We start from the raw sequence: 15,025 nt of genomic DNA, 5'->3' as shown, positions 1-15,025 counted from the left end.
TCTAGAACTTAGGAGCCGCGGACCAGGTTACGCAGGACGTACTGCAGGATACCGCCATTGCGGTAGTAGTCGGCTTCACCGGGGGTGTCGATGCGAACTACAGCGTCGAACTCGGTGACCTTGCCGTCTTCAGCGGTGGCGGTGACCTTGAGGGTCTTGGGGGTGGTGCCCTCGTTCAGTTCGGTCAGGCCGGTGATATCGAAAGTTTCGGTACCGGTCAGGCCGAGTGATTCGTGAGATTCACCGGCGGGGAACTGCAGGGGTACAACGCCCATACCGATCAGGTTTGAACGGTGGATACGCTCGAAGGATTCAGCGATAACTGCCTTGACGCCCAGCAGGGTGGTGCCCTTAGCAGCCCAGTCACGGGATGAACCGGTGCCGTATTCCTTACCGCCCAGAACTACCAGCGGGATGCCGGCAGCCTGGTAGTTCATGGATGCATCGTAGACGGTGGACTGTTCACCGCCCTGGGTGAAGTCGCGGGTGAAGCCGCCTTCAACGCCGTCCAGAAGCTGGTTCTTGATGCGGATGTTGGCGAAGGTACCGCGAATCATGACTTCGTGGTTGCCGCGGCGGGAGCCATAGGAGTTGAAGTCCTTGCGCTCAACACCGTTTTCAATCAGGTACTTACCTGCGGGGGTGTCTGACTTGAAGGAACCGGCCGGTGAGATGTGGTCGGTGGTAACCGAGTCGCCCAGTTTAAGCAGCACGCGGGCGCCCTTGATGTCCTCAACGGGGGTGGTTTCCATGGTCATGCCCTCGAAGTAAGGGGGCTTGCGCACGTAGGTGGACTTGTCGTCCCACTCGAAGGTGGAGCCGGTGGGGGTCTCCAGGGCCTGCCAGCGCTCGTCCCCGTCGAAGATGGTGCCGTATTCCTTGGTGTACATGTCGGTATCGACTGATTCGTCGATAATCTTCTGTACTTCTGCGGGGTCGGGCCAGATGTCCTTGAGGTAGACGTCCTTGCCGTCGGCGTCGGTGCCCAGGGCGTCCTTCTCGAAGTCGAAGTCCATGGTACCGGCCAGGGCGTAGGCGATGACCAGCGGCGGTGAAGCCAGGTAGTTCATCTTGACGTCCGGTGAGATACGGCCTTCGAAGTTACGGTTACCCGAGAGAACCGCAGTAACGGAGAGGTCTTCGCTCTGGATAGCCTCTGAGATTTCGGGCTCCAGGGGGCCGGAGTTACCGATACAGGTGGCGCAACCGTAGCCGACGACGTAGAAGCCGAGCTTCTCGAGGTCAGGCAGCAGACCTGCCTTCTCGTAGTAGTCGGTGACGACCTTTGAGCCGGGGGCGATGGAGGTCTTAACCCAGGGCTTAGCGGTCAGGCCCTTGGCTGCGGCGTTGCGGGCGAGCACGCCTGCTGCCATCATGACCGAGGGGTTTGAGGTGTTGGTGCAGGAGGTAATCGAGGCGATTGACACTGCACCGTTCTTGAGCTCGAACTCGCGACCGTCTGCCATGGAGACCTGGGCTGATTTGTCGGTTTCGCCGTCCTTGGCGTAGTTCTTGATGTCTGATTCGAACTGGCTCTTGGACTCTGAGAGCAGGATGCGGTCCTGGGGACGCTTGGGGCCTGCGATGGAGGGGACCACGGTGGAGAGATCCAGTTCCAGGTACTCGGAGTATTCGACATCGACAGAGGGGTCGTGCCAGAGGCCCTGTTCCTTGGTGTAGGCCTCGACCAGGGCGACCTGCTCTTCGCTGCGGCCGGTCAGACGCAGGTACTCGAGGGTCTTCTCGTCGATGGGGAACATAGCGGCGGTGGAGCCGAATTCGGGGCTCATGTTACCGATGGTTGCACGGTTTGCCAGGGGCACCTGGCCTACGCCTTCACCGTAGAATTCAACGAACTTACCGACAACGCCGTGTTCGCGCAGCATCTCGGTGATGGTAAGGACGACGTCGGTTGCGGTGGCGCCGGAGGGGATGGAGCCCGTGAGCTTGAAGCCGACGACGCGGGGAATCAGCATTGAGACGGGCTGGCCCAGCATTGCTGCTTCAGCTTCGATGCCGCCAACGCCCCAGCCGAGTACGCCCAGGCCGTTGACCATGGTGGTGTGGGAGTCGGTACCTACGACGGTATCGGGGTAGGCGCGCAGTACGCCGCCGACTTCGCGGGCCATGATGGTGCGGGCCAGGTATTCGATGTTGACCTGGTGCACGATACCCATACCCGGGGGAACGACCTTGAAGTCGTCGAAGGCGGTCTGACCCCAGCGCAGGAACTTGTAGCGTTCGCCGTTGCGCTGGTATTCGATGTCCATGTTGCGCGTGATCGCGTCGGCGGTGCCGAAGGTATCAATCTGCACGGAGTGGTCGATGACCAGTTCGGCAGGCGCCAGGGGGTTGATCTTGGAGGGGTCGCCGCCCAATTCCTTTACAGCCTCGCGCATGGTGGCAAGGTCAACAACACAGGGTACGCCGGTGAAGTCCTGCATGATGACGCGGGCGGGGGTGAACTGGATTTCGGTGTCGGGTTCCGCTGAGGGATCCCAGTTGGCGAGTGCCTTGATGTGGCCTTCGGTGATGTTGGCACCGTCTTCGGTGCGCAGAAGGTTTTCGAGTAGAACCTTCAGGGAGTAAGGCAGCTTCTGTGAGCCTTCTACTGCCTTTAGACGGAAAATTTCATAGTCGGTTCCGTTGACGGAAAGTACGCCCTTTGAACCGAAGCTATCCACAGTGCTCATATGTGGGACTCCTCTCGACACTGTCTTGCGATTGGCTCGTGCGCCGGTGGGCACCATCGCGTCTGCGCGACGGGTGTGTGATGCTCGCTGTTGAGCCGGTGGGCACGAGGCCACTGCTTTTTAGTGTACCGCGTATCACGTTGTTCACATATTTTGAAGACGGTTCGTAAGCAAATGTTTCATCCTCCCTAGGGCAAGGACGGACGGGCACCCCAACTGGGGCGCGAATTTTCGGCTTTCGCAAGAAAAATATGCTCTTATTATGTTGCGCTCTCGTGCCAGAATAGGGGCATGATGTTTTCTTCTACGCCCTCGCGCCAAGCAGGGCCTAGGTCGATGGCGACCTCGCTCAACCTAGCCTTCCGCTGGCTTCTTATCGGTAGCGCTCTCACCTTTGCAACGATTATGTCACTGTCCTTCATATCTCCTCTGGGAGAGTGGACTCAGTTTGAATCCCTAGCAAAGGGGCTAACAGTTCTCATAGTGGTTGCTTTCTTCACCGGCCTAGCCGCCCTACTAGGTGTGGGTCTGACCGAAATACTGCGCGATTGGCCCGCTGCTCACACAGCAACTAGCAGGTTGCAGGTAAAGCCCACCCCAGGCGTCCGTCTACCTCTTACCTTTTGCGCCTTGGGGCTGCTTCTAGCAATTTACTACGGGCTACATGTCTTTTGGTGGAACCCTTTAACAGCTGCTCCTGGCTACCAGCTCAGCGAAATTTATAGCATCTTAGGGCAGGCTGGAGAGTTCAGCCTCACGGTAATACTGGTGTGGGGTCTTATCGTCGCACTGCTACTAGTGGCCCTACCCAATGTGCATGAGTGGCTGCGGGGCATGGCCTCCTATAGCACCTTGCGGGCTGTGGGATTTTGCTCTTTTGCCCTATCTGCAATCTGTTTTCTGCTGTCCTTGGGTTGGGGCTGGCACATGGGCATGGGCCTGGCTGATACCTTCATGATCGCAGGCTACGACAGCTCCCCTACCTTCATTCCATTCGGTATAGCCCTCCTAGCACTGGGGGCACTGGGAATCTACGGGCTTTTTGCCCCTGCCCGCACCCGCTAGGCTGACCAGCCTGCTTACTGGCTTTCCCAGTCCACGCGGGCAGCACTCTTGAGATAAACCGTAGGTAGGATTCACGTTCTTGCTCATCCCCGTCTACGCGGGGAGCACAGGGTTTTTCTGTTCTGATTCACGGGGGTTTCCGGCTCATCCCCGTCTACGCGGGGAGCACACGGCCACGGTCAGCTGTCCACCGGCTGAGGTCGGCTCATCCCCGTCTACGCGGGGAGCACTCGCACGCCTGATGCATGTATGAGGATAGAGCCGGCTCATCCCCGCCCTCTGGGGAGATCGCGAAGAAACGATAGAAAGCAGGAGAAATTATGGGGAGGAAGCATGATTGTTGTTATCCTCTCAAACTGTCCGCCTGCTCTACGCGGTGATTTGACCCGCTGGCTTTTAGAAATCAGTTCGGGGGTCTATGTTGGCAAGGTCAGTGCCCGAGTACGCGAGCACTTGTGGGAGCGTATTGTTTCTTCGGTACAGTCTGGTCGGGCACTTATGGTCTTCTCTACCAACACAGAGCAGGGCCTAGATTTCAAAGTACACCGGCATCAGTGGGATCCCGTTGATTTTGAGGGCGTAACCCTAATGCGTAGGCCTACGGCACCCAGCAAGCAGGTAGGGTCTAAACGTGGCTGGTCCAAGGCTAGTCGATACCGGTTGGGCCGAAAAAGGTCGTAGAACAGAATTCGGCTCATCCTGTCTCTGTGTGAGAGGCTGGTAGGTTCGGCTTTTCTGGGGCACTTGCGGGGAACACGGTAAACTGGTGGGGCAATACCTTCACCGTCTATTTGCTTTGAGGTTCCCATGGCTCGCCGCACCACCGCACACGATGACTACCCCACCGACGTCGTCGAAAATATCGTCGATATCGATGTGACCAGCGAGATGGAAACCAGCTTCCTGGAATACTCCTACTCGGTCATCTACTCCCGCGCCCTGCCCGACGCCCGCGACGGCCTCAAGCCCGTGCAGCGCCGCATCCTCTACATGATGCAGCAGATGGGCCTGCGCCCCGACAGGGGCCACGTCAAGAGCGCCCGCGTTATCGGCGAAGTCATGGGTAAGCTGCACCCCCACGGCGACGGCGCCATCTACGACGCCATGGTGCGCCTGGCTCAGCCCTTCTCTATGCGCCTGCCCGTGGTTGACGGCCACGGTAACTTCGGCTCACTGGACGACGGCCCGGCAGCCTCCCGCTACACCGAGGTCCGCATGGCACCGGCGGCCCTCGCCATGACCGCTAACCTCGACGAAGACGTCGTGGACTTCGTCCCCAACTACGACAACCAATTCATGCAGCCGGCCGTCCTACCCGCCGCCTACCCCAACCTGCTGGTCAACGGCTCAGCCGGCATCGCCGTCGGCATGGCCACCAACATGGCCCCCCACAACCTGCGCGAGGTCATCGCGGCAGCCCGCCATCTGCTCGATCACCCCGAGGCCACTCTCAAAGACATCATGAAATTCGTGCCCGGCCCCGACTTACCCTCCGGCGGCACCATCGTGGGCGCCTCCGGCATTAAGGACGCCTACGAAAAGGGGCGCGGCATCTTCAAGACCCGCGCCAAGGTCTCCATCGAACAGGTCACCGCCCGCAAACAGGGCATTGTGGTCACCGAACTGCCCTACCTGGTTGGCCCCGAAAAGGTCATCGAAAAAATCAAGGACGGCGTCAACTCCAAGAAGCTACAGGGCATCTCAGACGTCGTTGACCTGACCGACCGCAAAAACGGTCTGCGCATGGTCATAGAAATCAAAAACGGCTTCAACCCCAAGGCCGTACTCGCCGCCCTCTACAAGCACACCCCGCTAGAAGACTCCTTCGGCATTAACAACGTGGCCCTAGTGGACGGCCAGCCCCAGACCCTTGGCCTACTCGACCTGCTGCACGTCTATGTCAACCACCGCCTGGACGTCGTGCGCCGCCGCACCAACCATCGCCTAGGCAAGCGCCGCGACCGCCTGCACCTGGTCGAGGGCCTGCTGATAGCCATCGTCGATATCGACGAGGTCATTCAGATTATCCGTTCCTCCAACGAAACCGCCCAGGCTCGCGAACGCCTCATGCAGATATACGATTTGAGCGAGGTACAGGCCAACCACATTCTCGAACTGCGCCTACGCCAGCTCACCAAGTACTCCCGCATCGAGCTTGAAGCAGAACGCGATGACCTGCTGGCTGAAATCGCCTCCCTCGAAGAAATCCTCGGCTCCGACGTAAAACTCCGCGCCCTCGTCTCCGAAGAACTACAGCAGGTCGCCGACGAATACGGCACCGACCGCCGCACCAAAATCGTCACCAAGGACGAGCTGGCAGACGCGGTTGCTGCCCTCTCGGCGTCTGCTTCTAAGGCCAAGAAAGAAGCCGGCCTCTCCCTCGAAATCGCGGACGACCCCTGCTGGGTACTGCTCTCCACATCGGGCCAGCTGGGGCGCACCAGCGGCGTCAAGGGCCAACGCCCCTCCCTGCCCGACCCCGGCAAACGCATCAAACACGACGCCTACCTCTCCATCGTGCCCACCAGCGCCCGCGGCGAAATCGGCGCGGTTACCTCAGCCGGCCGTCTCATCCGCGTGCCCGTCATTGACCTACCCGTGCTCGAAGAGACAGGGGGCGCCCCCCAGCTCACCAGCGGCGTCAAAGCAGCGGACGCCATCACCCTAGCCCGCGGCGAAAAGCTCGTCGGCCTAGCCCCGCTCAACGCCGTTCTGGCCCTGGCCACCGAACGCGGCGTCGTCAAACGGGTCAACCCCGACTACCCGCTCAACGCCACCGAGTTCGACATCATGAAGCTCAAGCCCAAGGACGCCGTCATCGGCGTAGCCGTCTGCGACTCCAACGACGCCCTGCTCACCTTCATCACCGAACAGGCAAAGCTCCTCACCTTCGACGCAGCCAAAGTCCGCCCCCAAGGACGCACCGGCGGCGGCATGGTCGGCATGAAGGTAGCCGACGAGGACAAACTCATCGCCTTCGGCGTCACCGCCCCCGGCATGGACGCCCAGGTCGTCACCATCACCGATGGCGGCGAGGACGGAGCCACCGCCAAAGTCACCGCACTCACCGAATTCCCGCAAAAGGGTCGCGCAACCGGCGGCATGCGAGCCCACCGCTTCCTCAAGGGAGAAACCGCCCTCGCCCTCGCCTGGGTGGGCATCGGCCCTGCCAAGGCAGTCTCATCCGCCGGTGTTGCCCGCACCCTACCCACCGAATTCGGCCCGCGCGACGGATCCGGCGTGCTCCTGGCCCAGGGCATCGACGCAATTGGCCCCAACTACCAGGCGCTGACCTCCCCCGCACCTGTATCAGCGGTATCAGAAGAACCCGCCGCCCAGCCTGAAGCTCAAGTAGAAGCTGATGCGCCGGTGGAGGTAGAAGAAGATGCTCTCTTCTAAAGGAAGAACGTAGCGAGCGAACCTTTACTTAAATAGCAACAGCGGAACGCCAGGGGAAAGGGAGTGTTGGTGTGCCTGCCGCCCCTCTTGGGCTCGCGCTGGGGCGCTCGCCCAATTCACGCCAGCCCCGAGCCAGCAGGCACACCAACACTCCCTCCCCTGCAATCAGTTACGGGCGCGCCCGCTACTTTCCTCCACTACGTTGCATTCCGCTACACTGCTGAACGCAGCCGGGAGTTCACCTCAGCAACAACCTGCTCGGGGTTGGTAGCGGATGCCGTCACCCGGCTACCGTTGGTCAGGGTAAAGGTTACAGAGGGGCCTCCGGTCAGGTAGCCGGTGTTGCCTCCGCCCATGATTCTGAGACCGGCGCCCTGCACCAGACCGGTTTCTGGCCCCACTTCTGCCTTCTCAATCTCACTGTAGGGTAGCTCTTTCGAGAAGAACTTCATGGTGGTGATTTTGAGGGAAGTATCGAGCAGGTCAATGCGGGTGCTGCTGAAGATCATCGGAATAATAACCAGCGCTACGGCAGCTCCTACAAGCGCTGAAATGAGGAGCCCCTGGTGGGTTCCCTCCTTATCGACGGGGCCAAAGATCATAATGGGCAGTGCAACACTCAGCAGCACAAAAACTATGACCCCGCAAAGAAACACCTTGAACTTCTTAGTCAGGGGCGCAACGTAGCTGTGCTCTTGAAGAGTAGGCATGGGATTCACTCACTATCTGTCGCTCAGGCTCTAGAAATTTATTATCTAGAACACACTTTACCCCCGTGGTAAAATTTCAGACAAGATAAGGAGGTCTCCCATGCCGCAGCAAGATTCTTCGTTCACTGTAGAGAAAGCCACCCAAAAAGCAGAGCGCCGCAAGGCTTGGGCTCGCACCGAACGCAAACTGACACCTGCTAACAAGACAGAGTTTGTCATCTACTCGCTATTTACAGCTCTTGCCCTCTTGGGGTTTTCTGCTCTGCTTTCTTTCTTATTCAAATGGGCAACTCTAGAACCCTGGCATCTAGGGGCAGCCCTGGTAGGTGGCGTCTGCATCACCCTGGGCTCAGTCCATGGTCAAAAACTCCGCGATGACCTTGATCAGCAAGAAATTGACCGCCACGGTTTTACCCTTGACGACGACCGAAAAGCTACTCATGGAGCAAAGCCACTGACCTAGACGCGTTCGCGCTTTAACAATGTGCACGATACAAAGATCCGCCCCAGCACCTTCCTTTCAGAAGCGCGCTGGGGCGGGTCTTTTTGTGAAGTCTATCGAAGCTTCACCACGGTATCGCAGGCCGCGATATCTTCTGCTCGGTGGGAGACCAGGACGACCGCAGGCAACTTGGTCTTACCCTTGAGCTTCTGACCGGGGGCGCGCTTAGTACCTCGGGCGACCTCATTAATCAGAGCCACCGCAGCGGGGGCATCGAGGTGGGCGGTCGGCTCATCCATCAGCAGCAGGGGCGAATCCACCAGCAGGGTACGGGCAATCGCAATACGCTGGCGCTGGCCGCCCGACACATAAGAACCACCGGCCCCCACCAGGGTCTGCAGGCCAGCAGGCAGGGACCGCACAAACTTGCCCAGCCCTACCCGATCCAGCACCTCGTACATCTCCTTATCGGTCGGCCGCTCATCGGCGGGCCGGGCAATCGCCAGGTTATTAGCGATAGTGGACTCAAAGATATAGGCAGACTGGGGGCACCAAGCCGCGTACCCACGCAAAGACTGGGCATCAAAGGCACGACCGTTCACCCGAATCTGTCCCTGCTCAACAGGCAAGAAGCCCAGCAAAGTTGCAAGGGCAGTTGTCTTGCCCGAGCCCGAAGGGCCGGTGATCCCCAGCCACTGCCCCGACGATACAGACGCTGACAGGCCGGTAAAGATAGGCTGCTCCATATCGGGCCAGCGGGTAGCCAGCGAATCCAGCTCCAGGGTGATGGACTTATGGGCGGCACGGTTCTTAGCCCCAATACCGGGGTCCCCAAGAATATCTCGGATCTCGCCCTTACCGGCGTCCTCTCCCTCAGCCGCAGCGGCAGCGTCCACGGTCTCAAAGTTAGCGCGGGTGCGCGCAACCAGGGCAGCGAAGGCGGGCCAGCCGCGAACGGCGTCCAGGTGGGCTGCGGTGGTCTCAAACAGGCCGGTCATCATCAAAATGACGATAGCTGCGGTCGGCGCGGTAACCGCACCGGCTTCAACGGCAGGCCAAACGCTGGCAATCACAGCCAGAGCCGCGCCCCACCAGGTAACAACCATCAGGCCCTGACCCACACCGATAGCGCGGGAGCTCTTGAGGCGGGAGGCCTGGGCGTAGCCGTCCTGGCGGGAGACAGCCAGGGCAACGGTCTGGTCAAGACCGTTATTGTGCAGGTCGGTAGCGGCGTCCAGAGCTGAGACGCCCAGGCGGAGCATGGCCGAGGTTTCCCGGCGGGCAACGGCGTCCGCGCGCTCGTCCGCACGCAGCACCACTGCCGGAATCACAAAGGTAGAGATAAGAACCGCGATGACGACCGGCAGCAGGGCCTGCGGGGTAGCCCAGGCGGTCACACCCAGCACCAGTAGCATCACGATCAGGTGGGCGGCAACCGGCAGGATGACGCGCGGGATAGCGTCGCGCAGCTCGTCGATGTCGCCGACCAGGCGATCAAGGATCTTGTCGCCTCGCAGCAGGGAGCGCACCGATAGGACGGTACGGCCGGCAGCATCCCAGGCACGCACGCGCAGGGTGTTAGTCGCCCCCAGCACCAGGTTGTGGGTGCGCAGGCGCTCGGCGTAGCGGGAGGTCGCCCGGCCCAGGCCAAAAAAGCGGACGCCGGTAACAGCGACCAGCAGGTACATCATGGCCGGCTGCTCAGCGGCGCGCACGATGAGCCAGCCAGAAAGCGCAGTGAGGCTGACGGCAAAGACCACGGTGAGTACCGACAGCAGGATAGGCAGGGCCATATCGCGTTTGCGGATCCCGGTGAGCTCCCCCAGGTAGCGCAGGGTTTTCAGGACGCCCGCCGCGGCTGGCTCTACTGCCTGCTCGGTTGAGCTTGCAGCAGCCTGCACGGGGGCCGAGTCTTCAAGCTCGCCGGTGGCGACGGCGTCCGCCAGGGTCGCAAGAGCGTAGCCGCCCAGCCCATCGGCGTTCTGGGTGGTGAGCTCCCAGGTAACGCCGTGGGGCTTTGATGTTGCCTGGAGCAGGTTGTTGGTGGCGGCAGCCAGGGCGGTGTCGTGGGTGACGACAACCAGGGTTGCGCCGGTTTCCTGCAGGGCAGCTAGGGCGACGTTCACCTTGGCCGCTGAAACCGGGTCAAGGTGGGCAGTAGGTTCGTCAATCAGGACGGTGACGCGTTCTTCCTGGGCCTGTAGGGTGGCGACGCGGGCCAGGGCGCGGGCAATAGCAAGACGGCGCATCTGGCCAGCTGACAGGGCCTCCGGGGGCAAATCTGCTAGGTCAGCGAGCCCTACCGAGTGTAGGAAGGAGGTGAAGTAGTCGCGGTCCTCAGCGGTGAAAGCGACGGAATCATCGAGCAGGGTTGAGGCGTAGTTGATGCCTTCTAGGGCACCTTCGCCGCGGGTCACAGTGGCGTAGAGAGCCACTTCAGCCAGGGAGGTGGGGGCGATGAAGGTGGGTGACTGGCTAATCCAGACGGTGGAGCCGGTGCCAGATACTAGGCCGGAGACGTGAACCGGTTCGGTGGTGCCGGTGGGTACCAGGTCGTTGCGCAGGGCTCCGCCCAGTACCGAAAGCAGGGTGGTTTTGCCGCAGCCAGAAGGCCCGGTGATAGCGGTGGTGGTGCCGTGACGTAGGGTGAAGCTCACGCCGGTGAGGGTGCGGTCGCGGCCCGGGTATGCGACAGAGAGCTGGCGCACCGAGATGCGGTCGCCGCCGGGGGCAACGGTGGCGTGGGGAATGGGCTGGTCAATGATGGCCTCGGCGCGGCGCAGGGCTGCCACGCCGTCCTCAGACTGGTGGTAGGCGGTGCCCACATCGCGCAGGGGCTGGTAGCACTCGGGGGCCAGCAGCAGGGCGAAGAGGGCGACGTCGAGCCCCAGGTTACCCTCCACCAGACGCAAACCAATCAGCACCGCTACCAGGGCTACCGAGATGGTGGTAATCAGTTCCAGAGCCAGCGATGAGAGGAAGGCCGACCGCAGGGTATACATGGTGGCCTTGCGGTAGCGCTCCCCCAAATCGCCCAGCGCCTTGGACTGGGCCCGCGAGCGCCCCAGACCCACCAGAACGGGCAGACCCTTGACCAGTTCGACGATGTGGTCTGAGAGGCGCAGTAGGTCGCGCTGGGCGCGGGCGGTGTCTTCTGCTGTGGTTCGGCCGATGAGCACCATGAAGAGGGGTATCAGCGGCAGGGTGCAGATGATGACCAGGGCTGAGACCCAGTCGTAGAAGGCGATGAAGATAAGCAGCAGGGTGGGCACTACGGCCGTGGAGACAAAGGCGGTAAGAGTCTTGGTGTAGTAGTCATCCAGGGCGTTAAGGCCGCGGGAGAGCAGGACGGCGGTGGCACCGGTGCCGTCCGGGGTGTCGATGCCGCCGGTTGCAAGGACGCGGCGGATGAGTTTGCGGCGGATGGTGGTTTTGGCACCCACCGCTGCCTGCTGGGCGTAGAAACCCAGGGACCAGTCGGCGGCTGCACGCACCAGGAGCGCAATGACGCCGGTGACCGCCAAGGACAGCAGGCCCGGCTGCATGAAGGGGGCGGCAAAGAAGATACCGGTGAGTTGGGCCTGGCCGTTACCGGCGAAGACGGCAAGCTGCTCGGCGTGGGCAGACTCGTAGGTTTTACCCTCGTAGAGCACCGCATAGGTCATGCGGGCTAGCAGGGTGATGGCGGTGCCCAGCACCGCGGCAAAGACAATGAGCGCCAGGGTTTTGAGTGCGGTGAGCACGGCAAAAACGGTGAGGTTTCTCTTGGCGTGGGGCCCCAGCGGGGGCCGCTTGCTCGTTGTGGGAGCGGTCATTCTCGATAGTGTCCTTGGTGCCGCGAACAGTTTGTTCACTATTCTAGTGGGAACTTTCCAGCCGGGCAGACGCGAGGTCTGTGACTGGGCCGTGGGTATGAGCACACCTACCCGCCCGGGTAGGCGAAAGGACGCCGGGGGCTGCTCCCAGCGTCCTTTCGTCTCTACGCCGTGAGCTAGCTGCTAGGCGTTATGAGCGCTTGCACGAGTGGCGCGGGTGGCCAGCTCGGTGGCGTCGTGGGCATCGGGGATGCTCTCAACGCGCAGGCGCTTGCGGAAGACCCAGTAGGTCCAGCTCTGGTAGACGAGCAGAATCGGGATGCCGAAGAGACCGACCCAGCTCATCACGCGCAGGGTGTACTCGGAGCTTGACGCGTTGGCGATGGTGAGGTTGTAGGCCTCATCGAGGGTTGAGGGCAGGACGTTGGGGTACAGAGCTAGGAAGATAGCCAGCACGCCGAAGGCAACGAAGACCGCAAATCCCGAGAAGGCCTTGCCTTCGCTCTTGCGGCTGGCGAAGAACCAGGCAGCAGCCAGAGCCAGCACAGCCAGGACGGTCAAAGCGTAGGAGATACCGTTGCCGGTGGTGACCTGCATGTAGACTACCCAGGCCACAACGGGGAGTACCAGCAGGGGCGAGAACTTGACCAGGGCGGACCCGGCACGGTGGCGTACCTCGCCGTCGGTTTTCAGCGCGATGAAGGCAAGACCCATAACCAGGGAAACACCGACCACGGACAGGCCGCCCATAAAGACAGCGGGAGTTAGCCAGGCGAAGGCACCGCCCACGCGGTCACCGTTTGCGTTGATGGGCAGGCCGGTGGAGGTCAAAGCCAGCAGGGCACCGACCAGGAAGGCGATGAAGAAGGAGCCCAGGGAGATAGCCAAGGTCCAGCCGGCAATCCAGCGCTCTGAATCCTTCTTACCGCGGTACTCGATAGCAACAGCGCGGAAAATCAGGGCCAGCAGGGCCAGGGTCAGCGGGATGTAGAGGGCTGAGAAGAGGGAGGCGTACCAGAGCGGGAAGGCCGCGAAAGTGGCGGCGCCACCGGTGACAACCCATACCTCGTTACCGTCCCAGACAGGGCCGATGGTGTTCAGCAGCAGGCGGCGTTCTTTCTCGTTCTTGGCGAAGATTCGGCTCATGAGCATACCTACGCCCAGGTCGAAACCGTCCAGAATGATGTACCCCACCCAGAAGAAGCCGATGACGGCGAACCAGAGAGTCGGTAGAAGAGGCTGGTCAGCAAAAAGCTCAAACATGTGTGTAAGCCCCTTTCTTAGTAGGCGAACGCGAGCACGTCGCGGTCGTTCTTCTCGTCGGTATCGTGCGGGTCTTCAACCAGCTCGGGCATAGCCGCTGCCACACCGGCCTTGACGTACTTGGCCAGCAGGTAGACCTCAACGACCATGAGCACACCGTAGACCAGACCCAGTGAAATCAGTGAGAAGAGGATCTCGTAGCCGGAGACACCGGGCGAGACAGCGGCAGCGGTGAACATCATGATGGCGGGGTTGCCATCAGGGTTGGGGGCTACGACGAAGGGCTGGCGGCCCATTTCGGTAAAGATCCAGCCAGTGGCATTAGCGCCGAAGGGGGCAAGGATACCTGCAATAGCCAGGTTGGAGATCCACTTGGCTTCGGGGACTGTGCCTTCACCCTTCTTGCGGGTCACCCACAAAACGTAGAGGAAGGAGAGGGCGCTGATGCCGCCAAAGGTGATCATGCCGCGGAAGCCGTAGTAGGTCACTTCCATGAGGGGCAGGTATTCAATCTCGGTTCCAGCCCGCTCCCCGTAGAGTTCGGGGTTATCGGGGATGGTGGTGCCGTAGGTTTCCTCGTACTGGGGCAGCAGGGTGGTGATGCCGGGGACGTCGGTGGTGAAGTTGTTGTAGGCCAGGAAGGAGAGCAGGCCGGGAATTTCAATCACTGCCTGAACCTCGTCACAGTTCTGGGCACCAGGTGATGAGAGAGAAAGGACAGAGAAGCCGGTGCCGTCGTGGCAGGCTGCCTCGGCAGCTGCCATCTTCATGGGCTGCTGCTCAATCATGAGCTGGGCCTGGTGGTGACCGGTAAAGGCAGTGCCGATGAAGGCTGCAAAGCCAACGATAGCGCCGATACGCAGGGACTTGAACCAGACGTTGAAGTCGGTCTTGTCGCGGGCACCTTCGGTAGTTTCGCCAACGATAACCTTGCCGTCTTCCCCGATGGTGTCGATGCCGTCACGGCGGCGCTTCCAGAGCTTGTACCAGGCGATACCGACCAGGAAGCCACCGGCGACCTGCAGGGCACCGAAGATAGCGTGGGGGTAGGCCACCAGGGCGGTGTTGTTGGTCAGCACAGCTAAGACGTCGGTCATGACGGGGCGGCCGTCAATCATTTCAACGCCAACAGGGTGCTGCATCCAGGAGTTAGCCACGATGATGAAGTAGGCAGAGAGCCATGAGGCTGCAACAGCGATGACCAGGCAGGCTGCGTGCACCTTGGGGGCCAGTTTGTCCCAGCCGAAGATGAAGAGGCCCAAGAAGGTGGACTCGACGAAGAAGGCCAGCAGGCCTTCCATCGCCAGAGGGGCGCCGAAGACGTCGCCCACGAAGCGGGAGTATTCGCTCCAGGCCATACCGAACTGGAATTCCTGCACAAGGCCGGTTGCAACGCCCATGATGAAGTTGATGAGGTAGAGCTTGCCCCAGAACTTGGTCATGCGCTTGTATTCGTGCTTCTTGGTTCGCACGTAGGCGATGTAGAAGCCAGCTACAACGGCACCCAGGCCCAGGGTCAGCGGAACCATCATGAAGTGGTAGACGGTGGTGATACCGAATTGCCACCGCGCTAGTTCGAGGGGATCCATTGACATCCTTGAGAGTTAAAGTGATGCACCGTCTGCGGGCTGGCATGCT

9 protein-coding genes are annotated in these 15,025 nt (G+C 61.0%); 4 read left to right on the top strand and 5 right to left on the bottom strand.

The genetic code is table 11. From position 1 onward, the window contains the following. Nucleotides 1–8: 8 nt before the first annotated feature. Nucleotides 9–2,693, bottom strand: coding sequence for an aconitate hydratase AcnA (gene acnA / locus VSX42_RS00880; protein ID WP_326502547.1), 2,685 nt, complete (start codon nucleotides 2,691–2,693; stop codon nucleotides 9–11). A 336-nt stretch (nucleotides 2,694–3,029) separates the two neighbouring features. Here acnA and VSX42_RS00875 point away from each other — a divergent pair, with 336 nt between their 5' ends. The 3 genes from VSX42_RS00875 to VSX42_RS00865 all read left to right on the top strand — a co-directional run bounded on the left by VSX42_RS00875 (nucleotide 3,030) and on the right by VSX42_RS00865 (nucleotide 7,157). Next, nucleotides 3,030–3,758, top strand: a complete 729-nt coding sequence (locus VSX42_RS00875) for a hypothetical protein (protein ID WP_326502546.1) — start codon at nucleotides 3,030–3,032, stop codon at nucleotides 3,756–3,758. A 249-nt stretch (nucleotides 3,759–4,007) separates the two neighbouring features. Then, a complete protein-coding gene (gene cas2e, locus VSX42_RS00870) occupies nucleotides 4,008–4,439 on the top strand; it encodes a type I-E CRISPR-associated endoribonuclease Cas2e (RefSeq protein ID WP_326502545.1) in 432 nt (143 codons plus the stop codon). Nucleotides 4,440–4,565: 126 nt separating this feature from the next. Further along, on the top strand, nucleotides 4,566–7,157 hold the full coding sequence (locus tag VSX42_RS00865; RefSeq protein WP_326502544.1) for a DNA topoisomerase IV subunit A: 2,592 nt from the start codon (nucleotides 4,566–4,568) through the stop codon (nucleotides 7,155–7,157). 212 nt (nucleotides 7,158–7,369) lie between these two features. On the opposite strand, the gene VSX42_RS00860 is transcribed toward VSX42_RS00865, so the two are convergent. Next, nucleotides 7,370–7,867, bottom strand: a complete 498-nt coding sequence (locus VSX42_RS00860; protein WP_326502543.1) for a hypothetical protein — start codon at nucleotides 7,865–7,867, stop codon at nucleotides 7,370–7,372. Nucleotides 7,868–7,967: 100 nt separating this feature from the next. On the opposite strand from VSX42_RS00860, the gene VSX42_RS00855 reads away from it, so the two are divergent. Then, nucleotides 7,968–8,330, top strand: a complete 363-nt coding sequence (locus VSX42_RS00855) for a hypothetical protein (RefSeq protein WP_326502542.1) — start codon at nucleotides 7,968–7,970, stop codon at nucleotides 8,328–8,330. A gap of 92 nt (nucleotides 8,331–8,422) precedes the next feature. Here the strand turns inward: VSX42_RS00855 and cydC are convergent, their stop codons facing one another. From cydC to VSX42_RS00840, 3 genes are all read right to left on the bottom strand, one after another. After that, entirely contained in the window at nucleotides 8,423–12,124 is a 3,702-nt protein-coding gene (gene cydC, locus VSX42_RS00850) for a thiol reductant ABC exporter subunit CydC (protein ID WP_326502541.1), read from the bottom strand. Between the two features lie 183 nt (nucleotides 12,125–12,307). Then, entirely contained in the window at nucleotides 12,308–13,387 is a 1,080-nt protein-coding gene (cydB, locus tag VSX42_RS00845) for a cytochrome d ubiquinol oxidase subunit II (RefSeq protein WP_326502540.1), read from the bottom strand. A 17-nt stretch (nucleotides 13,388–13,404) separates the two neighbouring features. Then, nucleotides 13,405–14,976 carry a cytochrome ubiquinol oxidase subunit I gene (locus VSX42_RS00840; RefSeq protein WP_326502539.1) on the bottom strand — a complete coding sequence of 524 codons (1,572 nt, stop codon included), beginning with the start codon at nucleotides 14,974–14,976 and terminating at the stop codon, nucleotides 13,405–13,407. Between the last annotated feature and the right edge of the window lie 49 nt (nucleotides 14,977–15,025).

It is taken from the genome of Rothia nasimurium, assembly GCF_035916755.1.
Classification (GTDB): Bacteria; Actinomycetota; Actinomycetes; order Actinomycetales; family Micrococcaceae; genus Rothia.
The sequence above is the reverse complement of the archived record's forward strand: the minus strand, read 5'-3'. Positions and strand labels throughout refer to the sequence as shown.